The 22,126-nt window shown below is 42.6% G+C and carries 24 protein-coding genes; 22 read left to right on the plus strand and 2 right to left on the minus strand.

Going from position 1 to position 22,126, the window contains the following annotated elements:
• The first annotated feature begins 97 nt into the window (after positions 1-97).
• From moaC to thiI, 9 genes are all read left to right on the plus strand, one after another.
• A complete protein-coding gene (gene moaC / locus LI162_RS04720; RefSeq protein WP_020436189.1) occupies positions 98-601 on the plus strand; it encodes a cyclic pyranopterin monophosphate synthase MoaC in 504 nt (167 codons plus the stop codon).
• A 1-nt stretch (position 602) separates the two neighbouring features.
• Positions 603-1,127, plus strand: coding sequence for a MogA/MoaB family molybdenum cofactor biosynthesis protein (locus tag LI162_RS04725; protein WP_325065468.1), 525 nt, complete (start codon positions 603-605; stop codon positions 1,125-1,127).
• A gap of 41 nt (positions 1,128-1,168) precedes the next feature.
• Entirely contained in the window at positions 1,169-2,158 is a 990-nt protein-coding gene (moaA, locus tag LI162_RS04730) for a GTP 3',8-cyclase MoaA (RefSeq protein WP_155204761.1), read from the plus strand.
• Between the two features lie 246 nt (positions 2,159-2,404).
• On the plus strand, positions 2,405-2,845 hold the full coding sequence (locus tag LI162_RS04735) for an MOSC domain-containing protein (RefSeq protein WP_015528737.1): 441 nt from the start codon (positions 2,405-2,407) through the stop codon (positions 2,843-2,845).
• 64 nt (positions 2,846-2,909) lie between these two features.
• Positions 2,910-3,830 (plus strand): glycoside hydrolase family 25 protein, encoded by a 921-nt coding sequence (locus LI162_RS04740; protein ID WP_155204759.1) that lies wholly within the window; start codon positions 2,910-2,912, stop codon positions 3,828-3,830.
• Positions 3,831-4,787: a 50S ribosomal protein L11 methyltransferase gene (gene prmA, locus LI162_RS04745; RefSeq protein WP_055163995.1), complete on the plus strand. Its 957-nt coding sequence runs from the start codon at positions 3,831-3,833 to the stop codon at positions 4,785-4,787.
• An 11-nt stretch (positions 4,788-4,798) separates the two neighbouring features.
• Positions 4,799-5,566, plus strand: coding sequence for a 16S rRNA (uracil(1498)-N(3))-methyltransferase (locus LI162_RS04750; protein ID WP_015528740.1), 768 nt, complete (start codon positions 4,799-4,801; stop codon positions 5,564-5,566).
• A gap of 64 nt (positions 5,567-5,630) precedes the next feature.
• Complete coding sequence (locus LI162_RS04755; RefSeq protein ID WP_055164001.1) at positions 5,631-6,788, plus strand: cysteine desulfurase family protein; 1,158 nt, start codon at positions 5,631-5,633, stop codon at positions 6,786-6,788.
• A 29-nt stretch (positions 6,789-6,817) separates the two neighbouring features.
• The gene (gene thiI, locus LI162_RS04760) at positions 6,818-8,008 is read left to right on the plus strand and encodes a tRNA uracil 4-sulfurtransferase ThiI (protein WP_015528742.1); all 1,191 of its coding nucleotides are present in this window, start codon (positions 6,818-6,820) and stop codon (positions 8,006-8,008) included.
• A gap of 104 nt (positions 8,009-8,112) precedes the next feature.
• On the opposite strand, the gene LI162_RS04765 is transcribed toward thiI, so the two are convergent.
• Positions 8,113-8,346, minus strand: coding sequence for an HPr family phosphocarrier protein (locus LI162_RS04765; protein WP_054752513.1), 234 nt, complete (start codon positions 8,344-8,346; stop codon positions 8,113-8,115).
• A gap of 120 nt (positions 8,347-8,466) precedes the next feature.
• On the opposite strand from LI162_RS04765, the gene mtaB reads away from it, so the two are divergent.
• The 8 genes from mtaB (at position 8,467) to LI162_RS04805 (ending at position 15,100) form a co-directional block, all read left to right on the plus strand.
• Positions 8,467-9,819, plus strand: coding sequence for a tRNA (N(6)-L-threonylcarbamoyladenosine(37)-C(2))-methylthiotransferase MtaB (gene mtaB, locus LI162_RS04770; RefSeq protein ID WP_015528744.1), 1,353 nt, complete (start codon positions 8,467-8,469; stop codon positions 9,817-9,819).
• 134 nt (positions 9,820-9,953) lie between these two features.
• A complete protein-coding gene (locus LI162_RS04775) occupies positions 9,954-10,217 on the plus strand; it encodes an IreB family regulatory phosphoprotein (RefSeq protein ID WP_015528745.1) in 264 nt (87 codons plus the stop codon).
• A 7-nt stretch (positions 10,218-10,224) separates the two neighbouring features.
• Complete coding sequence (gene ruvX, locus LI162_RS04780; protein WP_015528746.1) at positions 10,225-10,662, plus strand: Holliday junction resolvase RuvX; 438 nt, start codon at positions 10,225-10,227, stop codon at positions 10,660-10,662.
• 11 nt (positions 10,663-10,673) lie between these two features.
• Positions 10,674-10,934 (plus strand): DUF1292 domain-containing protein, encoded by a 261-nt coding sequence (locus tag LI162_RS04785; RefSeq protein ID WP_015528747.1) that lies wholly within the window; start codon positions 10,674-10,676, stop codon positions 10,932-10,934.
• A gap of 119 nt (positions 10,935-11,053) precedes the next feature.
• Positions 11,054-11,515, plus strand: a complete 462-nt coding sequence (locus LI162_RS04790) for a Fur family transcriptional regulator (protein ID WP_055156421.1) — start codon at positions 11,054-11,056, stop codon at positions 11,513-11,515.
• Between the two features lie 16 nt (positions 11,516-11,531).
• Positions 11,532-13,202 (plus strand): ribonuclease J, encoded by a 1,671-nt coding sequence (locus LI162_RS04795; protein ID WP_020436179.1) that lies wholly within the window; start codon positions 11,532-11,534, stop codon positions 13,200-13,202.
• Positions 13,203-13,205: 3 nt separating this feature from the next.
• Positions 13,206-13,859, plus strand: a complete 654-nt coding sequence (locus LI162_RS04800; RefSeq protein ID WP_015528749.1) for an O-methyltransferase — start codon at positions 13,206-13,208, stop codon at positions 13,857-13,859.
• Complete coding sequence (locus LI162_RS04805; protein ID WP_015528750.1) at positions 13,856-15,100, plus strand: peptidase U32 family protein; 1,245 nt, start codon at positions 13,856-13,858, stop codon at positions 15,098-15,100. The genes LI162_RS04800 and LI162_RS04805 overlap by 4 nt, the downstream gene beginning before the upstream one ends.
• Positions 15,101-15,116: 16 nt before the next feature.
• Here LI162_RS04805 and sigK read toward each other — a convergent pair whose 3' ends face one another.
• Positions 15,117-15,734, minus strand: a complete 618-nt coding sequence (sigK, locus tag LI162_RS04810; protein WP_054752519.1) for an RNA polymerase sporulation sigma factor SigK — start codon at positions 15,732-15,734, stop codon at positions 15,117-15,119.
• Positions 15,735-15,976: 242 nt separating this feature from the next.
• Between sigK and LI162_RS04815 the strand changes: the two genes are divergently transcribed.
• The 5 genes from LI162_RS04815 to LI162_RS04835 all read left to right on the plus strand — a co-directional run bounded on the left by LI162_RS04815 (position 15,977) and on the right by LI162_RS04835 (position 22,017).
• The gene (locus LI162_RS04815; protein ID WP_227155876.1) at positions 15,977-17,545 is read left to right on the plus strand and encodes a YifB family Mg chelatase-like AAA ATPase; all 1,569 of its coding nucleotides are present in this window, start codon (positions 15,977-15,979) and stop codon (positions 17,543-17,545) included.
• Positions 17,545-18,657: a DNA-processing protein DprA gene (gene dprA / locus LI162_RS04820; RefSeq protein WP_227155903.1), complete on the plus strand. Its 1,113-nt coding sequence runs from the start codon at positions 17,545-17,547 to the stop codon at positions 18,655-18,657. Before LI162_RS04815 ends, dprA begins: the two co-directional genes overlap by 1 nt.
• 13 nt (positions 18,658-18,670) lie before the next feature.
• The gene (gene topA, locus LI162_RS04825) at positions 18,671-20,746 is read left to right on the plus strand and encodes a type I DNA topoisomerase (RefSeq protein ID WP_196021706.1); all 2,076 of its coding nucleotides are present in this window, start codon (positions 18,671-18,673) and stop codon (positions 20,744-20,746) included.
• 161 nt (positions 20,747-20,907) lie between these two features.
• On the plus strand, positions 20,908-21,687 hold the full coding sequence (gene codY / locus LI162_RS04830) for a GTP-sensing pleiotropic transcriptional regulator CodY (protein WP_015528754.1): 780 nt from the start codon (positions 20,908-20,910) through the stop codon (positions 21,685-21,687).
• An 18-nt stretch (positions 21,688-21,705) separates the two neighbouring features.
• On the plus strand, positions 21,706-22,017 hold the full coding sequence (locus LI162_RS04835) for a hypothetical protein (protein WP_015528755.1): 312 nt from the start codon (positions 21,706-21,708) through the stop codon (positions 22,015-22,017).
• Positions 22,018-22,126: the final 109 nt, after the last annotated feature.

Genomic DNA, 22,126 nt, shown 5'->3' on the forward strand with positions numbered 1-22,126 from the left:
GGTACAATCGTTTGGTATAAAAAAAGTAATCGTCTGGTTGATATTTGCAAGGGGAATGTGGATATCAACAGCATTTTCAGATTGAGAGGTGAAAAAAATGGGATTTACACATTTTGATGAAAAAGGAAAGGCCATTATGGTGGATGTGACGGAGAAGCAGGACACAGTCCGGGAAGCAACCGCCACGGGAAAGATCACGGTGAATGAAGAAGTGTTCCGTGCTGTCAAAGAAGGAACTGCAGGCAAAGGGGATGTACTTGGAGTTGCGACAACAGCAGGGATTATGGGAGCAAAGAGGACATCGGATCTGATTCCGATGTGTCACATTCTTCCGATCACAAAGTGCAAGGTAGAGTTCGAGATGGTTGAGAGTGAACTTGCAATTTATTGTAATTGTACGGTACGTGTGACCGGGAAGACAGGCGTTGAGATGGAAGCTCTGACAGGAGCAAGTGTAGCACTTTTGACAGTTTACGATATGTGCAAAGCGATGGATAAAAAGATGGAAATTGGGGAAATCTATCTGGTCAGAAAGAGCGGCGGTAAGAGTGGGCTGATCAACAATGGATATAAGAAGGAAAGAAAAGAAGGCGAAAAGTAAAGTGGAAAAGAAAGAACAAAGATGGAAAGCAGCGGTAGTGACACTGAGTGATAAAGGATATGCAGGAGAGCGGGAGGATAAGAGTGGACCGCTTCTTTGCAGTATGTTAGAAGAAGCTGGATATGAAGTGACAGAAGTAAGACTTCTTCCGGACGAGCAGAAGATGATCGAACAGTGTCTCTGCGAACTTGCAGATGAGAAAAAAGTGGATCTGATCGCAACAACCGGAGGAACAGGTTTTGCACCGCGTGACTGCACACCGGAAGCAACATTTGCCGTGGCGACAAAGAATGCACCGGGAATCGCAGAGGCGATGAGACTGGCTTCACTTCAAGTGACACCAAGAGCTATGCTTAGCCGTGGCGCTTCTGTGATCCGTAATCAGACATTGATCATTAATTTTCCGGGAAGTCCGAAGGCTGTAAAAGAGAATCTAGAAGCAGTACTTCCATCTCTGGAACATGGTCTTGCAATTCTTACAGGAAATGCAAGTGAGTGTGGAAAACCAGTTTCTGAAGGAAAGTAAAACAGTAATGTAAGAGATAAATAATATGAGGTATGTAAGAGATGATCGATCAATATGGAAGAACGATAGAATATCTGCGCATCTCTGTGACGGATCGTTGTAATCTGCGCTGTGTCTACTGCATGCCGGAAGAGGGCATTGAGCAGCTGCCGCATGAGCAGATTCTGACTTTTGATGAAATCGAGAGGATTTGTAGAATCAGTACAGAGTTGGGGATTTCCAAGATCAAACTGACCGGTGGGGAACCGTTGGTGAGAAAAGGATTGCCGGACTTATTGGGGAAAATTAAGAGAATTTCGGGGATCGAACAGGTGACATTGACAACAAACGGAATTCTTCTTAAAAATCAGTTGGACGAGTTGATGCGTCAGGGGCTGGATGCAGTGAATATCAGTATTGATACATTGGATGAAACGTGTTACCATACAGTGACAAGATGTGGGGAATTAAATCAGGCACTGGAAGGACTGCAGGCAGCACTCGAATATCCGAATCTGCGTGTGAAGTTAAATTGTGTGCCGATGAATCAGTCAGAAGAAGAGTATATTCAGATGGCAGAGTATGCAAAGGAGCATCCGGTAGAGGTTCGTTTTATAGAAATGATGCCGATCGGGATGGGAAAAGCCTGTCAGGGAAAATCAAGAGATGAGCTTCTGGAACTTTTAGAGAAAGCATTAGGAAACGCTGAACCGTATGAAAAACATTTGGGGAATGGTCCGGCAGAGTATGTGAGCTTTTCGGGATTCCAGGGCAGAATTGGATTTATCAGTGCAGTGAGTCACAAGTTCTGTGATTCCTGTAACCGGATCCGGCTCACAGCGGAAGGATATCTGAAACTCTGTTTGCAGTATGAAAGTGGAATTGATTTAAGAAAACTTTTAAGAAGCGGTGCAACGGATGAAGAACTGAAAGAAGCAATGCGTCAGGCAATCTGGAAAAAACCGGCCTGTCACAATTTCTCGGATGAGCGAAGAGATGAAGAAGTTGGTCAGAAAAAAGAACATCGGGCCATGTACGGAATCGGTGGTTAGATCAGTAATGAAATAAAATCGTTACTGTTCACTCCCGTGTCAATCACTCCGCTGATTGACACGGAGGATGCGTGTTTTGACTTGAATGCATCTCGCCCCATCGCCAAAGGCGATTTAAAATGGCGAGATGCGTTGCTGGTCGCACATCGTGTGAACAGTAACATAAAATCAGTGACAGAAAAGTAACAGTGCAGATCATGCACAAAAATTATAAAAGTGAAAAAGTAATTTGAGAGGTATAGAAAAATGGGAAAAGTAATAGCAATTTGTACAAGTCCGGCAAAGGGAACACAGAAGACAAGAATCGAGGAAGGTACATTTATTGAAGATTTTGGTCTGGAAGGAGATGCACATGCAGGAAAATGGCATCGTCAGATCAGTCTTCTTTCTTATGACAAGATCGAGGCATTCCGTGCAAGAGGTGCAGAAGTAGAAGATGGCGCATTTGGAGAAAATGTGATCGTTCAGGGGATTGATTTCCGTAATCTTCCAGTTGGAACAAGATTAAAATGTAATGATGTTTTGTTAGAGATGACACAGATTGGAAAAGAATGTCATCATGGCTGTCAGATCTTCCAGAAAATGGGAGAATGTATCATGCCACGAGAAGGGGTATTTGCAAAAGTGCTTCATGGTGGTAAAATAAAAGCCGGAGATGAAATGATCGTGCTTGCAGCAGACGAATAAGGGGAAAATTACCTGGGAAATATTTCTGCAACGGTACGGAACAGATGCGATTGGAAGGAAATGAATGAGAAAGAAGCAATGGATGGCGGCGGCTCTTGTGGGGCTTGCAGTTATTCTTGTCGGCGTGGGTTCCGGCAACGTGAAGACAAGACAGACGAAGAAAGACAAGCAGGAAAACACGCAGATTGTTAGTGGAGTTCAGATTGTTACAGAAGACGGAAAGAAGTACTATGACTTCCAGGATGTGAAAGAGAATAATTACAGAGCAAGGCTTCTGGAACAAGTACCGAGGAATTCTTATGATTTTAGCAATCTGGCATTAGATGAAGAGACAGGATATCTTTCGTATAAAGATACGAAGGGAAAAGTGTCAGCGAAAAAAGGAATTGATGTTTCGGAGTTCCAGGGAGAGACAATCGACTGGCAGCAGGTGAAGGAAAGCGGAATCGAATTCGTGATCGTAAGACTTGGATACCGTGCATATGGAGAGAGCGGCGCGTTAGTTGAAGATGCCATGTTTGAACAGAATGTACAAGGCGCATTGGATGCCGGTCTGGAAGTCGGTGTCTATTTCTTTTCCCAGGCAATCTCAGCAACGGAGGCAGTCGAAGAGACTGACTTTGTTTTGGAACATATCCAGCCGTATCAGATTACAGGACCTGTTGTCTATGACACAGAAGAAATCAAAGATGATACAGCAAGAACAGACCAGAATACAAGGGAAGACTTTACGAATTTTTGTAAAGTCTTTTGTGACGGAGTGAAACAGGCTGGATATCAACCGATGATTTATGCTAATATGAAATGGATGGCATTTACCTTGAAGATGGAAGAGCTGACAGAATATGATTTCTGGTATGCGGATTATCATGAACTTCCGCAGTGTCCATATGATTATAAGATGTGGCAGTACAGTGAGGCCGGTACGGTTCCGGGAATTCGTGCAAGCGTAGATTTAGATTTGTGGTTTCAGGAGGAAAACTAGATGAAATGGAATAAATTCAGATTGAAGACAACAACAGAGGCAGAGGATATTGTAAGCAGTATGCTGGCAGATCTTGGGATTGAAGGTGTTGAGATCGAGGATAAGATCCCGCTGACAGAGTCTGATAAAGAGCAGATGTTTGTTGATATTTTACCGGAGATCGAGGCAGATGATGGTGTGGCTTACTTAAGTTTTTATCTGGAAGAGGATGAGGACAAAGAGAAAGTTCTGGCAAATGTGAAGAAAGAACTGGAGGAGATGTCTGCTTATGTAAATGTCGGAGCCTGCGAGATTGAAGAATCCCAGACAGAGGATGTAGACTGGGTGAATAACTGGAAAAAGTATTTTCATCAGTTCTATGTGGATGATATTCTGATTATTCCATCCTGGGAAGATGTAAAGCCTTCGGATGAAGATAAGATGGTGATTCATATTGATCCAGGTACAGCATTTGGTACAGGAATGCATGAGACAACACAACTTTGTATCCGTCAGATCAGAAAGTATACAACAGAGACGACAAAGATTCTTGACGTGGGATGCGGAAGCGGAATTCTTGGAATGCTTGCGCTGAAGTTCGGAGCAGAGTATTCTGTTGGAACAGATCTGGATCCGTGTGCAATCGATGCTACATATGAGAACATGGAGAACAACGGAATTTCCAAAGATAAATATGAAGTAATGATCGGAAATATTATCAATGACAAAGAAGTTCAGGATAAGGTTGGATATGAGTGTTACGATATTGTGGCAGCGAATATCCTTGCACCGGTTCTTGTAGAACTCACACCAGTGATCGTGAACCAGCTGAAACCAGGCGGAATCTATATCACAAGTGGAATTATCGATGATAAAGAAGAGATGGTGAAAGAAGCTGTTGCAAAAGCCGGGCTGGAACTTCTGGAGGTCACATATCAGGGTGAATGGGTATGTGTGACAGCGCGCAAGAACGCATAAGGAGAAATAAGATGCAACATTTTTTTGCAGATCCATCCTGCGTGGACGGAGAACAGATCCGTCTGGCAGGAAGTGATGTGAATCATATGAAGAATGTACTCCGCATGAAACCCGGTGAGGAAGTGTGGGTCAGTGATGGAGAAGGAATGGATTACTTCTGCAGTGTGGAAGGTTATGAGGAGAAGGAGGCAGTCCTTCGCGTTGTGAAAAAAGAAGTGTCTCAGACAGAACTGGCTTCCCGTCTGATCTTATTCCAGGGACTTCCGAAAGGGGATAAGATGGAATGGATCGTGCAGAAGGCAGTAGAGCTTGGAGCTTATCGTATTGTTCCGTTTGCGGCAAAGCGTTCGGTTGTAAAGCTGGATCAGAAGAAAGCCGGAAAGAAGAGAGAACGCTGGCAGGCAATCGCCAAGGGGGCTGCGGAACAATCGAAGAGAGGAATTGTGCCACAAGTGCAGGATGTGATGAGCTTTCAGGAAGCGATGAATTACGCGAAAGAACTGGATGTAGTGCTTGTTCCTTATGAACTGCAGGAAGGGATGAAAGCAACAGAAGCTGTCATAAGTAAGATTGAACCGGGACAGTCTGTCGGTATCTTTATCGGACCGGAAGGCGGGTTTGACGAGAGCGAAATCGAGCAGGCGAAAGAGGCCGGAGCGATCCCAATCACACTTGGAAAACGTATTTTAAGAACAGAGACAGCAGGACTTACAACATTGTCAATTCTGATGTATCATTTAGAATGCCGGGAACAGTTGGACGATAAAAACATAAGATAATAGAAAGACGTTGCCGGTTGCAGACGCCTGTGAATGGTAACAGAGTTAGAAAAGGGAAGACAAAATGGAAGCATATTTGGATAATTCAGCCACAACCAGAGCATATCCGGAAGTGGGAGATCTTGTATATAAAGTAATGTGTCAGGATTATGGCAATCCATCCTCCATGCACCGAAAAGGTGTAGATGCGGAGCATTATGTAAAGGAAGCCAAGGAAACGATCGCAAAGGTTCTTAAGGTAAATGCGAAAGATATTTACTTTACATCAGGAGGAACAGAGAGTGATAATCTTGCACTGATCGGATGTGCAAGAGCAAACAGAAGAGCGGGAAATCACCTGATCACAACTTCAATCGAGCATCCTGCAATCTTAAATACAATGCGTTATCTGGAAGAAGAGGAAGGGTTCCGTGTGACATATCTTCCGGTAGATGCGAGTGGAAGAGTGAATCTGGAAGCATTGGAAGAAGCACTTTGTCCGGAGACGATTCTCGTATCAGTTATGTATGTGAACAATGAGGTTGGAACACTTCAACCGATTGATGAAGCGGTAAAGATTGTAAAAGAGTATAATTCTTCTATTCTTTTCCATTCGGATGCAGTGCAGGGATTTGGAAAATATCACATTTATCCAAAACGTCAGAAGATCGACCTGTTAAGTGCGAGTGGACATAAGATTCATGGACCGAAGGGAACCGGATTCCTCTATGTGGGCGAAAAGGTGAAGATTAAACCGATTCTTTTCGGAGGAGGACAACAGAAGGATCTCCGTTCGGGTACAGAAAATGTTCCGGGAATTGCAGGGCTTGGGCTTGCAACAAAGATGATTTACAATGATCTGGATATGAAAGTAGCTCTGATGCGTGAACTGAAGGATTATTTTATTGAGCAGGCAGGAAAGATTGAGAATACAACAGTCCATGGTCTGAAAGATGAAGGAAGTGCACCACATATTATCAGTCTTGGAATTGCAGGAATCCGAAGTGAGGTTCTTCTTCATACACTGGAAGATAAGGGGATTTATGTCTCATCAGGATCTGCATGTGCATCGAATCATCCGGCAGTAAGCGGTGTTCTCAGAAGCATTGGGGCGGCACAGGAATATCTGGATGCGACGATTCGTTTCAGTATGTCAGAATTTACTACAAAAGAAGAAATTGACTACACGCTGGAAACACTATATAATTGTATACCGATGCTGAGAAAATATACGCGTCATTAATTGACGTCGATTCATAAAGGAGAAAAAGCATGAAATTTCATTCATTTCTGATAAAATACGGCGAGATCGGAATTAAGGGAAAGAACCGTTATATCTTTGAAGATGCACTGGTACGTCAGATTCGTTATGCTCTGCAGGGCGTAGACGGAGAATTTCTTGTACACAAATGTCACGGAAGAGTCTACGTGGATTGTGATGGAGATTATGATTTTGATGAGACAGTAGAAAGCCTTCAGAAGGTATTCGGTATTGTCGGAATCTGTCCGGTAGTCCGTGTACCGGTGGCTGAACTGGCACAGCTGAGAAAAGATGTTGTAGCTTATGTAGATGAAGCTTACGAAGAGAAGAACATGACATTTAAAGTTGATGCAAGAAGAGCAAAGAAGAGCTATCCTGCGAACTCTATGGAAATCAACTGTGAAGTCGGAGAAGCAATCCTGGAGGCATTTCCGGAAATGAAAGTAGATGTTCATAAGCCGGAACTTCGTATCAATGTGGAGATCCGTGAAGAAGTTTATATCTATTCCAGAATCATTCCGGGACCGGGAGGTATGCCAATTGGGACAAACGGAAGCGCAATGCTGCTTCTGTCAGGAGGAATTGACAGTCCGGTTGCCGGATATATGGTATCCAAGCGTGGTGTTGAACTCGAGGCAACTTATTTCCATGCACCACCGTACACAAGTGAAAGAGCGAAAGAGAAGGTAGTTGATCTTGCAAGACTCGTTTCTGCTTATTCAGGACCGATCAAGCTTCATGTTGTCAACTTTACAGATATTCAGCTTTATATCTATGAGAAGTGTCCACATGATGAACTGACGATCATTATGCGTCGCTACATGATGAAGATCGCAGAACATTTTGCAAAGAAAGACGGATGTCTTGGCCTGATCACAGGAGAGAGTATCGGTCAGGTAGCAAGCCAGACAATGCAGAGTCTTGCAGCGACGAATGCAGTATGTACACTTCCGGTTTATCGTCCGCTGATCGGATTTGATAAGAAGGATATTGTAGAAATTTCTGAGAAGATCAATACCTATGAAACTTCAATCCAGCCATTTGAGGATTGTTGTACAATTTTCGTTGCAAAACATCCGGTGACAAAGCCGAATATTGAACGAATTGAGAAGTCTGAGTTGAACCTTGCAGAAAAGATTGACGAACTGATGCAGACAGCAATTGATACTGTTGAGATCATTGAAGTGAAGCAGGGAGAATAATAGGAAAAAGAAAAGCTGCTCCAATGGAACAGCTTTTCTTTACTCTAAAAAATATGCGGACAAGCTACAAAAATAAAGTCCGCATGAGTTGTATTCAGATAGAATTATTTGATGATGTAAGCATCAAGTGCAGCAAGAATGTCATCAACATTGCTGTCAGCGTGGATGTTCAGGTCGATCGGTTTGGAAAGATCAAGGCTGAAAATACCCATGATTGATTTGGCATCTATAACATATCTTCCGGATACTAAATCGAAATCATTATCATATTTTGTGATAGTGTTAACGAATGATTTGACTTTGTCGATTGAGTTTAATGAAATCTGTACTGTTTTCATTTGAAATCCCTCCTTGAATTATACAATAAAGTTGGCTTCTAAGCCTAGGTATATTCTACGGGATGCAGTTTCAAAAGTCAAGAAATTAACGAGATAAAAGGAAAAAAGAGGTAGAAATAAATGAAGAAAGCAGCACTGCATAATTTGGGATGCAAAGTAAATGCCTATGAGACGGAAGCCATGCAGGAAATGCTTGAAAAAGCAGGGTATGAGATCGTTCCTTTCAAGGAAGGGGCAGACCTTTATGTAATCAATACATGTACTGTTACAAATATCGCGGACCGCAAGTCGAGACAGATGCTGCACCGGGCGAGAAAAATGAATCCGGATGCAGTTGTTGTCGCTGCAGGATGTTATGTCCAGGCGAAGGAAAAAGAGATTCAGGTGGATGATTGCATTGACATTGTGCTTGGTAATAATAAGAAGCAGAATCTGATCGAAGCATTGGAAGAGTATGAAAGAACACACAATGCAGATTGTAACGTAACAGAAAATGAAAAGAATGCAAAGAACCAGGAAAACGACAGAAAAGCAGAGATCAAGATGGAAGAGATCGGAAAAACAAAAGAGTACGAGAATCTTCACCTGACGAAGCCGGGAGATCATACAAGAGCTTATATTAAAGTTCAGGATGGATGTAATCAGTTCTGCACATATTGTATCATTCCATATGCCCGTGGAAGAGTCCGCAGCCGTTCCATGGAAGATGTGCTTGATGAAGTACGTACACTGGCAGATAACGGATATAAGGAGGTTGTACTGACAGGAATTCATCTGAGCTCATATGGAATTGATTTTGATAAAGAATATCACCTTCTGGAATTGATCCGGGCAGTCCATGAGATTGATGGAATTGAAAGAATCCGTCTTGGCTCTTTGGAACCGGGGATCATCACAGAAGAATTTGCAGAAGGGATTGCAAAGCTTCCGAAGATGTGTCCGCATTTCCACCTGTCTCTGCAGAGCGGATGTGATGCAACATTAAAGCGTATGAACCGTAGATATACAAGCAGTGAATATGCGGAAAAATGTGAACTTCTCAGAAAATACTTCCCAAATCCGGCATTGACAACCGATGTGATTGTGGGATTCCCAGGAGAGACAGAAGAAGAGTTCAAAGAGTCATATGATTTTGTAGACAGCATAGATTTCTATGAGACACATATTTTTAAATACTCCCGCCGTGAGGGGACAAAAGCAGCTGTGATGCCAGATCAGGTAGATGAACAGATCAAGGCGAAGAGAAGTGCACAATTAATTGAACTTGGTGAGAAAAAGCGTGCAGCATATGAACAGAGTTTCCAGGGAAAAGAAGTGGAAGTACTTGTAGAAGAGAATCTGGAACTGAATGGAAAAGAAGTACAGACAGGTCATACGAAGGAATATATGAAAATTGCACTAGAGACAAATGAAAATCTCAAGAATAGTATCGTAAAAGTTCAAATTGGGAAGGATTCGCAAATTATACATTGAATTTTGAATTCGGTTATATTAGAATTATAAGTAGGGTTTCTGGGTTTCCAGAGCGTTTTGCGCTGTTTGACAGAACAACAGCAAAGCCCTTCGGAAGAAGGAAATAGATACAAGAAAGAGAAGGAGGAAGAAAGATGAGTGATTTAAGTAGTACTCAGTTCTTTCAGGTAGAGCCGGGTCCGCAGATTTCTGCGAAGGATATTTTTGAGATCGTATACAAGGCTCTGAAAGAAAAAGGATACAATCCGGTGAATCAGATCGTTGGATATATCATGTCAGGAGATCCGACATACATTACAAGTTTTAACGGAGCAAGAAGCCTGATCATGAAGGTGGAACGTGATGAACTGGTAGAAGAACTGTTGAAAGCGTATATTGAGCATAATGCGTGGGAATAATCAGACAATGAGAGTAATGGGACTGGACTATGGGACGAAGACTGTAGGTGTTGCTATCAGCGACCCGCTCGGACTTACGGCCCAGGGAATTGAGACAATACAACGGAAAGAGGAGAACAAGCTGCGCCGTACCTGTGCGAGGATTGAAGAATTGATCAAAGAATATCAGGTAGAGAAGATCGTGCTTGGATTTCCAAAACATATGAATAATGATATCGGGGAGCGTGCACAGAAGTCATTGGAATTTCGTGACATGCTGGTTCGTCGTACAGGACTGGAAGTGATCATGTGGGACGAGAGACTTACGACAGTAGCGGCAGAGCAGACACTGATCGAGAGTGGTGTGAGAAGAGAAAACAGAAAGCAATATGTCGATAAGATTGCTGCTGTGTTCATTCTCCAGGGATATTTAGATTCGATTTATATGCAGAAAACAGCAGAATAGAGGAAAATCATATGGAAAAGGCAAAGTTTACTTTCAGTGATGGAAGTGGAGCAGATGAGTTCTTTGTACTTGAAGAGACAAAGATCAATGGTTCCGCGTATATTCTTGTAGTTGATTCAGAAGAAGATGACGCAGAATGCCTGATTCTCAGAGAAGTTGAAGAATCAAAAGACGCAGAGAAGACGTATGAGATCGTGGAAGACGATACAGAGCTGATGGCAGTTTCCAAAGTATTTGAGGAATTGTTGGAAGACGTCGATATTGAGATGTAATTACATGAAAGAAATACGAATGTAAGAGAAACTGCAGACAGGAATACTTTTCTCACTTTTGCAGAAGTGTCAGAAAAAAGTCTGGAGTTCTTTTTACAATATAGATAGGAGGCAGACAGATGGAAGCAGATAAGACACAGAAGCTTCTGAAAGAGAGGTTAAAGGAAAAGGGGCTGAAGGTGACTCACCAGAGACTGCTTGTTCTGTCCGTACTTGAAGAGAACAGTGGGAGTCATATGACAGCGGAAGATATCTATGATCTGGTATCAGAGGATTATCCGGAGATTGGGCTTGCCACAGTATACAGAACATTACAGCTTTTGTGGGATATGCAGCTGGTAGACAGGATTAATTTTGGGGATGGATGTGTGCGCTATGAGATCGGACATTTACTGAATGGGGAGACAAAGCACAATCATCATCACCTGATTTGTAAGAGATGTAACAAGGTAATGCCGTTTGATGATGACCTTCTGGAGAGTCTGGAAGATCATATCGAGAAGGCAACCGGCTTCCATGTCCTGGACCACGAACTGAAATTCTACGGACTGTGTAAAGACTGTATGAAGAAACAGAGATAGTGGAGGTGTATATTTTTTGAAAAAACAGAATAATGGAAAATTGCGTATCATACCGCTTGGAGGTCTGGAACAGATCGGTATGAACATTACTGCGTTTGAGTATGAAGACAGTATTGTTGTTGTAGACTGTGGTCTTGCGTTCCCGGAAGATGATATGCTTGGAATCGACCTTGTAATTCCGGATGTAACCTACCTGAAAGATAATATTTCCAAGGTAAAGGGATTTGTTATCACGCACGGTCATGAGGACCATATCGGTGCATTGCCGTATGTACTCAAAGAGATCAACATTCCGATTTATACAACCAAGCTTACAATGGGAATCATTGAGAACAAGCTGAAGGAGCATAATCTGCTTCGTGGAACGAAGAGAAAGGTTGTACGTCACGGTCAGTCAATCAATCTTGGAAAGTTCCGGATTGAATTTATCAAGACGAACCACAGTATCCAGGATGCGTCCGCACTGGCAATCTATTCACCGGCAGGTGTTGTTGTCCACACAGGAGACTTCAAGGTTGATTATACTCCGGTATTTGGAGATGCGATCGACCTGCAGCGTTTTGCTGAGATCGGTAAGAAAGGCGTGCTGGCACTGATGTCTGACAGTACGAATGCAGAGCGAAAAGGATTTACGCAGTCAGAACGTACAGTAGGTATCACATTTGATCACATTTTTGCAGAGCATCAGAATACAAGACTGATCATTGCGACATTTGCTTCGAATGTTGACCGTGTACAGCAGATCATCAACTCTGCTTATAAGTATGGCAGAAAGGTTGTTGTAGAAGGTCGTAGTATGGTGAATATCATTTCTACAGCATCAGAATTAGGATATCTGAATGTACCGGATAATACATTGATTGAGATTGATCAGATGAAGAATTATCCACCGGAGAAGATGGTGCTGATCACAACAGGAAGCCAGGGAGAATCTATGGCTGCACTGTCAAGAATGGCAGCTGACGTACACCGCAAGGTTACAATTCAGCCGAATGATACGATCATTTTCAGCTCCAACCCGATTCCTGGAAACGAGAAATCGGTTTCACGTGTGATCAATGAACTCTCTGCAAAGGGAGCAGAAGTTATTTTCCAGGATGCCCATGTATCAGGACATGCCTGTCAGGAAGAATTGAAGTTGATCTATTCTCTCGTAAAACCGAAATATGCGATTCCGGTGCATGGTGAATACCGCCATCTGAAAGCAAACGCAGGTGTTGCGAAGAGCCTTGGAATTCCGAAGGAGAATGTATTTATTATGCAGTCTGGTGAAGTACTTGAACTGTGTGATGATTACGCTAAAGTTGTAGATAAGGTTCATACAGGAGCAATCCTGGTAGACGGACTTGGTGTTGGAGATGTTGGAAATATCGTTCTTCGAGACAGACAGCATCTTGCAGAAGATGGTATCATTATTGTGGTTCTTACATTAGAGAGAAGAACGAACCGCCTGCTTGCAGGACCGGATATCGTATCAAGAGGATTTGTCTATGTCAGAGAGTCAGAGGAGCTGATGGATGATGCAAGAAAGGCTGTTTCAGAAGCACTTGAGAAATGCCTGAAAGGAAGACATACAGACTGGAATAAGATCAAGCTTGTGATCCGTGATGCAATGAATGACTATATCTGGAAGAAGACAAAGAGAAGACCAATGGTGATCCCGATCATCATGGATGTGGATGTGTAAGATATGATAGTAGATGAACGTATTATTACATTCATCAATTCTATGGATACAGAGAACAGTGAAATACTGGAGACAATTGAACAGGAAGCTCTGGCGGCGGATGTACCGATCATCCGACGAGAGATGCAGAGCTTCCTGGAGGTTCTCCTTTTGATGAAAAAACCTATGCGCGTTCTGGAAGTCGGAACTGCCGTAGGTTTCTCTGCGTTATTGATGAGTGATTACCTGCCGGAAGGTGGACATATAACAACAATAGAGAATTATGAGAAGAGAATCCCGATTGCGAGGGAGAATTTCCGCAGAGCGGGAAAGGAAGATAAGATTACTCTGATTGAAGGAGATGCGACAGAAGTACTTGCGGAAATGGAAGGAACTTTTGATTTTATCTTTATGGATGCCGCGAAAGGGCAATATATTCATTATCTTCCGAATGTGTTGCGACTGCTTTCGGATGGAGGCTGTCTTGTGTCAGACAATGTGATGCAGGATGGGGATATCATAGAATCCCGATTTGCGGTAGAACGCAGAAATCGTACAATACATGCGAGAATGCGGGAATATCTGTATGAATTGAAACACAGAGAGGATCTGGTCACATCTATTATTCCGCTTGGAGATGGTGTGGCAGTGAGCATAAAACAAGGAGTAGAAAAATGAGTAGACCGATCGAACTATTGATCCCGGCGAGCAGCCTGGAAGTGTTAAAAACAGCTGTAATTTTCGGTGCTGATGCAGTATATATCGGAGGAGAAGCATTTGGGTTGCGTGCGAAAGCAAAAAATTTCTCTATGGAAGAAATGAAAGAGGGAATAGAATTCGCACATGCACATGATGTAAAAGTGTATGTTACAGCAAATATTCTTGCCCACAACGATGATCTTGAAGGGGTAAGAGAATATTTTGAAGAGTTGAGAGAGATTAAACCTGATGCACTGATCATTGCAGATCCGGGGGTGTTTGAGATTGCAAAAGAGGTATGTCCTGAGATTGAGCGTCATATCAGTACACAGGCGAATAACACAAATTATGCGACTTATAACTTTTGGTATCGCCAGGGTGCAAGTCGTGTGGTTTCAGCAAGAGAATTGTCTCTGAAAGAGATTAAGGAGATCAGAGAAAGAATTCCGGAAGATCTTGAAATTGAGACATTTGTCCATGGAGCAATGTGTATCTCTTATTCCGGACGCTGCCTTCTGAGTAATTATTTTACAGGAAGGGACGCAAACCAGGGTGCATGTACACACCCATGCCGTTGGAAGTATGCAGTAGTCGAGGAAAAGAGACCGGGAGAATATCTGCCGGTCTATGAGAATGAACGCGGAACTTACATCTTTAATTCAAAAGATCTTTGTATGATCGAGCATATTCCGGAATTGATTGATGCGGGAATTGACAGTTTTAAGATCGAAGGACGAATGAAAACAGCACTTTATGTTGCGACAGTGGCGAGAACTTACCGTAAAGCAATTGATGATTATCAGAAAGATCCAGAGCTTTATAAGAAGAATATGCCGTGGTATTTAGATCAGATTTCCAATTGTACTTATCGTCAATTTACAACAGGATTTTTCTTTGGAAAACCAGATCATGAGACACAGATTTATGACAATAACACATATATCCGAGAGTATACTTATCTTGGAATTGTCGGGGCTGTTGAGAATGGGCTTGCAAGAATTGAACAGCGCAATAAGTTTTCTGTAGGTGAGACAATTGAGATCATGAAGCCGGACGGAAGTAATGTTGAGGCAAAGGTTCTTCGGATCCTGAATGAGGATGGAGAGGAACAGGAAAGTGCACCGCATTCAAAGCAGGTTCTTCATGTAGAACTGAGCGAGACACCAGCTCAGTACGATCTTCTCAGAAGACAGGAAGAGGATAAAGAAGTTAATTCATAGAAGAGTCTTAGAAAGTTCAAAAATATTGTCGGAGTTTTCCGATAGCACTTTTTTCGATACGGGATACATAGGAGCGGGAGATGCCCAGTTGTGCGGCAATCTCCCGCTGCGTGTATTCTTCTCCCTGATACAGTCCGTATCGCATTTTCAGTACAAGTTTTTCTCTTGGAGAAAGTTCATTTTCCAGTTTTTCATAAAGCTTTTGAATATTGTCCTTCAGATGAATCCGCTCTGGAATATCTGTTTCTGTAGATTCGATGATATCGTAGAGGTTGACTTCATTTCCTTCCCGATCTGTGCCAATCGGTTCATAAAGAGAGATTTCATGGCTGCATTTTTTTCTGGCGCGCAGATACATCAGGACTTCATTTTCTACACAGCGGGAGGCATAGGCAGCCAGACGATTTCCCTTTTCAGGATCGAACGTAATTACAGCTTTGATCAGGCCAATCGTGCCGATGGAAATCAGATCTTCCGGATCTTCACTGGTATTTTGGTATTTCCGTATAACATGGGCAACGAGACGGAGATTGCGTTCAATTAAAATATGCTTGGCTTCCAGATCGCCCTCGGTGTATCTCTGAATGTATTTTTTCTCTTCCGCCGGTGTGAGGGGATTAGGAAATGCTTTCAAGACAGCACCTCTGGATGCATTTAATATAGTTTATGAAAAAATGTGGAAATTGTGCTTTTCCATATGCTCAAGTTCTCGGAAACTGATTGACAAATCGATATTCGGAAGTTATGATATCTATACATTCTCGGAATGTCAGTTCCGAAAATCAAATCCGGCTGATTCAGCCAGAATTTCAGCAGCTTACAATGGGGTGTAAGAAGAACAGGTGCGCTTGTGACTGGGAAAAGGAAGGAGCGCATATGAGTTTTAGTACAGTAAAATCCGCAGCAATGGAAGGGCTTGCGGTAGAAATGGTCTATGTGGAGGCGGATGTCAGCAATGGACTTCCGATTTTTCACATGGTGGGATATCTGTCATCAGAGGTGAAAGAAGCAGCAGAACGCGTACGGTCTGCAGTCCGGAATTCAGGTCTTGAATTTCCGGCGAAACGTGTGGTGATCAATCTTTCGCCGGCAACTATGAGGAAAAGAGGAGCGTCATTTGATCTTCCAATCGCAGTGTCGATTCTGACGTCACTTGGCGTTTTACAACAGAATAGAAGAATGAAAGACTGTATGATCATCGGAGAACTGGGATTGGATGGACAAGTTAGAAAAGTTCCCGGGATTCTTTCTATGGTATCAGAGGCAAAGGCACAAAAAGTTACAAGCTGTATTGTTCCGAGAGAAAATAAAAAGGAGGCAGAACTTGTAGAAGGGGTTCGGATCATTGCAGTTGGAAGTCTCAGGGAATGTATCAGTTATTTGGAAGATGGAGACAGAACAGGTGGAGAACAGAGATATCTTGGTGAAAAAGAGGCTGATAAAATAGAAGACAGAGGAAAAGTGGGAGAAGAAGTACCTGATTTCGCAGACTTATATGGTCAGGAGAATGTTCGTCGGGCAGCGGAAATTGCTGTGGCGGGAGGGCATAATCTGCTTATGGTCGGACCACCCGGAAGCGGGAAGACAATGACCGCAAAATGTATGGCAGGAATTCTGCCGCCGATGAATTATGAAGAAAGTATGGAGCTTACAAAGCTTTATAGTGTTATGGGAATGCTGGATGGAAAGGAACCACTGATTTCCAGAAGACCTTTTCGAGAGGTACATCATACTGCAACGAGAGCAGCGCTGATTGGTGGTGGGATTGTTCCAAGACCAGGAGAGATCAGCCTGGCGCATAGTGGTATTCTATTTTTGGATGAACTTCCTGAATTTAAGAGAAGTGTTCTTGAAGTGCTCAGGCAGCCACTGGAACAACGCAGCATACAGATCACAAGAACCAGCGGAAATTATATCTTTCCGGCTGATTTTATGCTTGTATCTGCCATGAATACGTGTCCATGTGGAAAATTTCCATCGACAGCCTGTACATGTACGCCGGCACAGATTCAGGCATATTTAAGTAAGATCAGTCAACCGTTTCTCGATCGGATTGACCTTAGTGTTGAAGCTTCTAAAGTGGAATATCGGGATCTGGTGAAAGAGTCTGTTTCCTGTCCGGAGTCTTCGGCGGTGATTAAAGCGCGGGTATGTGAAGCAAGAAAGAGACAGAAGATTCGCTACCAAAACGCGAAGATTCGGTGTAACGCAATGCTTCATGGTGCAGAATTGAGTAAGTATTGCAGATTAAACGGAGAAGAAATGCGACTGATGGGGCAGGCTTATGATGTACTGAATCTGACGGCGAGGTCTTATCACCGAATCTTAAAGGTTGCGAGAACGATTGCAGATTTAGATTACAGTGAGGAGATAAAACTGGAACATTTACAGGAGGCGATCGGTTATCGGACATTGGACAGGAAATATTGGGGGAGGTATGTATGATGTGTGAAGAGATGATTTTTGAATACTGGTTTTCTACGATTCGAAAACTATCTGCAAGAAAAAAGTATCTGCTCCGAGAACTCATAGGAAGTGGAAAGAAGATATATTATATAGAAGAAACTGAAATTACAGGAATTGAATTCCTTACAGAGGAAGAAAAAGAGGGATTAAAAAAAGCCCGGAAAGAGAAAACGAAAGAACAATTAAAAGAAGAGTTTTACAAAATGCAGGAACATGGAATCGAATTTATTCCATTTTTTTCAAAAGAATATCCTCCGGGGCTGGCTGAGATACCAGATCCACCGTTTGCTCTTTTTGTGAAAGGAACGTGTCCGGGAGCCAAGAAGAGGGCAGCAATTGTCGGAGCAAGGGGTTGTAGTGGATATGGAGAACATTATACAAGAGAATTTGCGGAAGTACTGGCGGCAGCAGGTGTTGATATCATCAGTGGCATGGCGAAAGGAATCGATGGAACAGGACAAAGGGCAGCATTGAATGCAGGGGGAAAATCGTATGCTGTTTTAGGGAGTGGAGTAGATGTCTGTTATCCAAGGGATCATATCGGTTTATATATGGATATCATAGAACACGGAGGTGGAATCCTTTCGGAATTTCCACCGGGAACCCCTCCGCTTGCAATGAATTTTCCAATGAGGAACCGGATCATCAGCGGCCTGTCAGATGCGGTTCTGGTAATGGAGGCCCGGATAAGAAGTGGCTCTTTGATTACAGCAGATATGGCACTGGAGCAGGGAAAGGATGTTTATGCCCTTCCGGGACCGCTGGACAGTCCTTTGAGTGCCGGGTGTAATCACCTGATCCAACAGGGTGCCGGAATCCTTCTGAATCCTAAAAATCTGCTGGAAGAATGGGGGATTGAAACAAATGTTTTGTGCAGAAACACGGAGATAAAAAACGAGAAAAATAAAAAAGTGCTTGAAAGTACAGATGATTTGGTGTATAGTTGTGTCGGTTTGTATCCTAAGAATGTGGATCAGATTGCGCAGGAATCTCGGGTGGAGATCAGAAAATTGATGAGCATTCTTGTTACACTGGAACTGCAGGGATACATTCGTGAAATAACAAAGAATTATTATATCAGAATAAAATAGGAGTATAGTTTTTATGGCACATTATCTTGTAATCGTGGAGTCTCCTGCAAAGGTGAAGACGATTAAAAAGTTTCTAGGAAGCAATTATACAGTTGTAGCGTCACAGGGACACGTCAGGGATCTGCCGAAAAGTCAGCTTGGAATTGACGTGGAGAATGATTACGAACCAAAATATATTACCATTCGTGGAAAAGGAGAGATTCTTGCAACGCTCAGAAAAGAGGCGAAGAAATCAGACAAAGTTTATCTTGCAACCGACCCTGACCGTGAAGGAGAGGCTATTTCCTGGCATCTTGCTGCTGCCTTGAAGCTGGACGAGAAGAAAATGCGCCGTATTACATTTAATGAGATTACAAAGAATGCTGTGAAAGCATCTTTGAAAGCACCACGCGATATTGACATGGATCTTGTAGATGCACAGCAGGCAAGAAGAGAGCTTGACCGTATGGTTGGATATAAGATCAGTCCATTGCTTTGGGCAAAGGTAAAGCGTGGGTTGAGTGCCGGACGTGTACAGTCAGTCGCACTTCGTATTGTTGCAGACAGGGAAGCAGAGATTGATGCATTTATTCCGGAAGAGTACTGGTCATTGGATGCACAACTGAAAGTAAAAGGTGAGAAACGTCCTCTGACAGCGAAGTTCTACGGAACAGAGAAGAAAAAGATGACGATCCATTCAAAAGAAGAGATGGACGAGATCTTAAAGAAATTAGAGAACGAAGAGTTCCAGATTACAGATATCAAGAACAGTGAGAGGACGCGTAAAGCACCACTCCCATTTACGACAAGTACGCTGCAGCAGGAAGCTGCCAAGGCATTGAACTTTGGTACACAGAAGACAATGCGTATTGCACAGCAGCTGTATGAAGGTGTGGACATTAAAGGGAATGGAACAGTCGGTGTGATTACTTATCTTCGTACGGATTCTACACGTATTTCAGAGGAAGCTGATGCAGCAGCAAGAAGCTATATTGCTGAGACTTACGGGGAAGCATATGTAGCAGAAGGAACAAAAACAAAGTCTGCAGATAAGAAGATTCAGGATGCGCATGAGGCGATCCGCCCGACAGATATTACACGCACACCGGCAGCAATCAAGGATTCATTAAGCAGAGATCAGTTCCGTCTGTATCAGCTGATCTGGAAACGCTTCACAGCAAGCCGCATGCAGCCGGCGAAGTATGAGACAACAGCAGTCAAGATCGGAGCCGGTGAGTACTGCTTTACTGTATCAACAGCAAGGGTTGCATTTGATGGATTTCGCTCTGTGTATGTAGAGGCAGAGGAAGAGAAGGAAGAGAGCAATGTACTGGTCGGACATCTTAGCATGGATTCTGTTCTTACAAAAGAAGAATTTGATCCAAAGCAACATTTTACGCAGCCGCCGGCACATTATACAGAGGCGAGTCTTGTAAAGACAATGGAAGAGCTTGGGATCGGACGTCCAAGTACCTATGCCCCAACCATTTCTCTGATCCTTGGAAGAAGATATATTACAAAAGAAGGCAAGAATCTTTATCTGACAGAGATTGGTGAAGTTGTTAATAATATTATGAAACAGTCATTCCCAAGTATTGTAGATGTTCATTTTACAGCGAATATGGAAGGTCTTCTTGATATGGTTGAAGAAGGAAAGGTTCCGTGGAAGGAAGTAATCCGTAATTTCTATCCGGATCTTGAGGAAGCTGTTGAAATTGCAGAGAAAGAGCTTGAGGAAGTTAAGATTGAAGATGAAGTAACAGATGTGATCTGTGAAGAGTGCGGTCGTAACATGGTGATCAAATACGGTCCGCATGGTAAATTCCTTGCATGCCCGGGATTCCCGGAATGCAGAAATACAAAACCATATCTGGAAAAGATCGGAGTTCCGTGTCCTGTGTGTGGAAAAGAAGTTGTTATCCGCAAAACGAAAAAGGGAAGAAAGTATTATGGATGTGAGGATAATCCGGAATGCGAATTTATGTCCTGGCAGAAGCCATCCAGTAAGAAATGTCCTGAATGTGGTGGATACATGGTAGAAAAAGGCAATAAATTAGTTTGTGCTGATGAAAAGTGCGGATATGTGGAAACAATTAAGAAAGAAGATTAAATATTTCAAAAAACAGAAAAACACAACGTTGCTATTTTCTGAATTGTATGATAATATAAGCTAGTAAGGAATTTGAAATTTGATTTGTGTATACAACTTGGGAAATAATAGTTACTGTTTGCTAGAAGTAGTGAATAAGAGCAAATCATGTGGAGGAGACAATGAGCGTACAATTATTGGATAAGACCAGAAAGATTAATAAGTTGCTGCATAATAATAACTCCAGCAAAGTTGTGTTTAATGATATCTGTGCGGTACTGACAGAGATTTTGGACTCAAATGTGCTGGTAGTCAGCAAGAAGGGAAAGATTCTTGGAGTCAGCAAAAGCAATAAGGTGAGAGAAATCAGTGAACTGATCACAGAATCTGTAGGATCTCATATTGATAATATGCTTAATGAAAGATTGCTGAGTGTTCTGTCTACAAAAGAGAATGTTAATCTGGAGACACTTGGTTTTTCTTCAGATGCTGTGGAAGGATGTCAGGCAATCATCACACCGATCGATATTGCCGGGGAGCGTCTCGGAACATTGTTTATCTACAAACAGGATGCAACGTATTCTATTGATGATATTATTCTCAGTGAATATGGTACTGCTGTAGTAGGACTTGAGATGCTTCGTTCAGTGAATGAAGAAAGTGCGGAAGAGACAAGAAAAGAACATGTCGTTCAGGCAGCAATCAGCACACTTTCTTTCTCAGAGCTGGAAGCAATCATTCATATCTTTAAAGAACTTGATGGTACAGAGGGAATCCTGGTTGCCAGCAAGGTAGCGGATCGTGTGGGAATTACAAGATCGGTTATCGTGAATGCACTTCGCAAGTTTGAAAGTGCAGGAGTAATTGAATCACGTTCTTCAGGAATGAAAGGAACTTATATTAAAGTTCTGAATGATTATGTATTTACAGAGCTCGAGAGGATTGAGAAAGAGCGGATGTAAGCAGAAGGAGAAGACAAGATGTACGAGGGAAATCCGGTTGATCTGCAGATGGAAAAAGTGATTTCAGCAGATGCTATTTTTGATGATACAACAAGAGTCTGTAAGGTGGATCATTATGATACAGAAGAAGATTACATTTATCTTGAAGTGATGGAAGATCCTCTGACAACGATTCTGCTGGATGCAAAATACAGATGTTATATTTCAACGGGGACAGAGCTGTTGTGTTGCTCCGGTGTTGTGAAAGAGAGATACCAGTCGGAAGACAGGAATCTACTGAAGTTTAAAATTGAGAACGGATTCTATGAGATGAACGAAAGAAGATCATAGAGAAGTTTTAGAGACGAAAGAAAAGCTGTGAGGCAGAGAAAGCCCCATGGCTTTTCTTTTATAAAAAATATGTAAACTGTGTTGACAAATGAAATGGGGAGTGCTATTT

The sequence above is a fragment of the Mediterraneibacter sp. 210702-DFI.3.120 genome (assembly GCF_020561005.1).
Classification (GTDB): Bacteria; Bacillota; Clostridia; order Lachnospirales; family Lachnospiraceae; genus Mediterraneibacter; species Mediterraneibacter faecis.

Excerpts from the sequence above, each read along its gene's own strand:
- moaC (WP_020436189.1), top strand. The coding sequence starts at position 98 with ATGGGATTTACACATTTTGATGAAAAAGGAAAGGCCATTATGGTGGAT.
- moaA (WP_155204761.1), top strand. The coding sequence starts at position 1,169 with ATGATCGATCAATATGGAAGAACGATAGAATATCTGCGCATCTCTGTG.
- LI162_RS04735 (WP_015528737.1), top strand. The coding sequence starts at position 2,405 with ATGGGAAAAGTAATAGCAATTTGTACAAGTCCGGCAAAGGGAACACAG.
- LI162_RS04740 (WP_155204759.1), top strand. The coding sequence starts at position 2,910 with ATGAGAAAGAAGCAATGGATGGCGGCGGCTCTTGTGGGGCTTGCAGTT.
- prmA (WP_055163995.1), top strand. The coding sequence starts at position 3,831 with ATGAAATGGAATAAATTCAGATTGAAGACAACAACAGAGGCAGAGGAT.
- LI162_RS04750 (WP_015528740.1), top strand. The coding sequence starts at position 4,799 with ATGCAACATTTTTTTGCAGATCCATCCTGCGTGGACGGAGAACAGATC.
- LI162_RS04755 (WP_055164001.1), top strand. The coding sequence starts at position 5,631 with ATGGAAGCATATTTGGATAATTCAGCCACAACCAGAGCATATCCGGAA.
- thiI (WP_015528742.1), top strand. The coding sequence starts at position 6,818 with ATGAAATTTCATTCATTTCTGATAAAATACGGCGAGATCGGAATTAAG.
- LI162_RS04765 (WP_054752513.1), bottom strand. The coding sequence starts at position 8,346 with ATGAAAACAGTACAGATTTCATTAAACTCAATCGACAAAGTCAAATCA.
- mtaB (WP_015528744.1), top strand. The coding sequence starts at position 8,467 with ATGAAGAAAGCAGCACTGCATAATTTGGGATGCAAAGTAAATGCCTAT.
- LI162_RS04775 (WP_015528745.1), top strand. The coding sequence starts at position 9,954 with ATGAGTGATTTAAGTAGTACTCAGTTCTTTCAGGTAGAGCCGGGTCCG.
- ruvX (WP_015528746.1), top strand. The coding sequence starts at position 10,225 with ATGAGAGTAATGGGACTGGACTATGGGACGAAGACTGTAGGTGTTGCT.
- LI162_RS04785 (WP_015528747.1), top strand. The coding sequence starts at position 10,674 with ATGGAAAAGGCAAAGTTTACTTTCAGTGATGGAAGTGGAGCAGATGAG.
- LI162_RS04790 (WP_055156421.1), top strand. The coding sequence starts at position 11,054 with ATGGAAGCAGATAAGACACAGAAGCTTCTGAAAGAGAGGTTAAAGGAA.
- LI162_RS04800 (WP_015528749.1), top strand. The coding sequence starts at position 13,206 with ATGATAGTAGATGAACGTATTATTACATTCATCAATTCTATGGATACA.
- LI162_RS04805 (WP_015528750.1), top strand. The coding sequence starts at position 13,856 with ATGAGTAGACCGATCGAACTATTGATCCCGGCGAGCAGCCTGGAAGTG.
- LI162_RS04815 (WP_227155876.1), top strand. The coding sequence starts at position 15,977 with ATGAGTTTTAGTACAGTAAAATCCGCAGCAATGGAAGGGCTTGCGGTA.
- dprA (WP_227155903.1), top strand. The coding sequence starts at position 17,545 with ATGTGTGAAGAGATGATTTTTGAATACTGGTTTTCTACGATTCGAAAA.
- topA (WP_196021706.1), top strand. The coding sequence starts at position 18,671 with ATGGCACATTATCTTGTAATCGTGGAGTCTCCTGCAAAGGTGAAGACG.
- codY (WP_015528754.1), top strand. The coding sequence starts at position 20,908 with ATGAGCGTACAATTATTGGATAAGACCAGAAAGATTAATAAGTTGCTG.
- LI162_RS04835 (WP_015528755.1), top strand. The coding sequence starts at position 21,706 with ATGTACGAGGGAAATCCGGTTGATCTGCAGATGGAAAAAGTGATTTCA.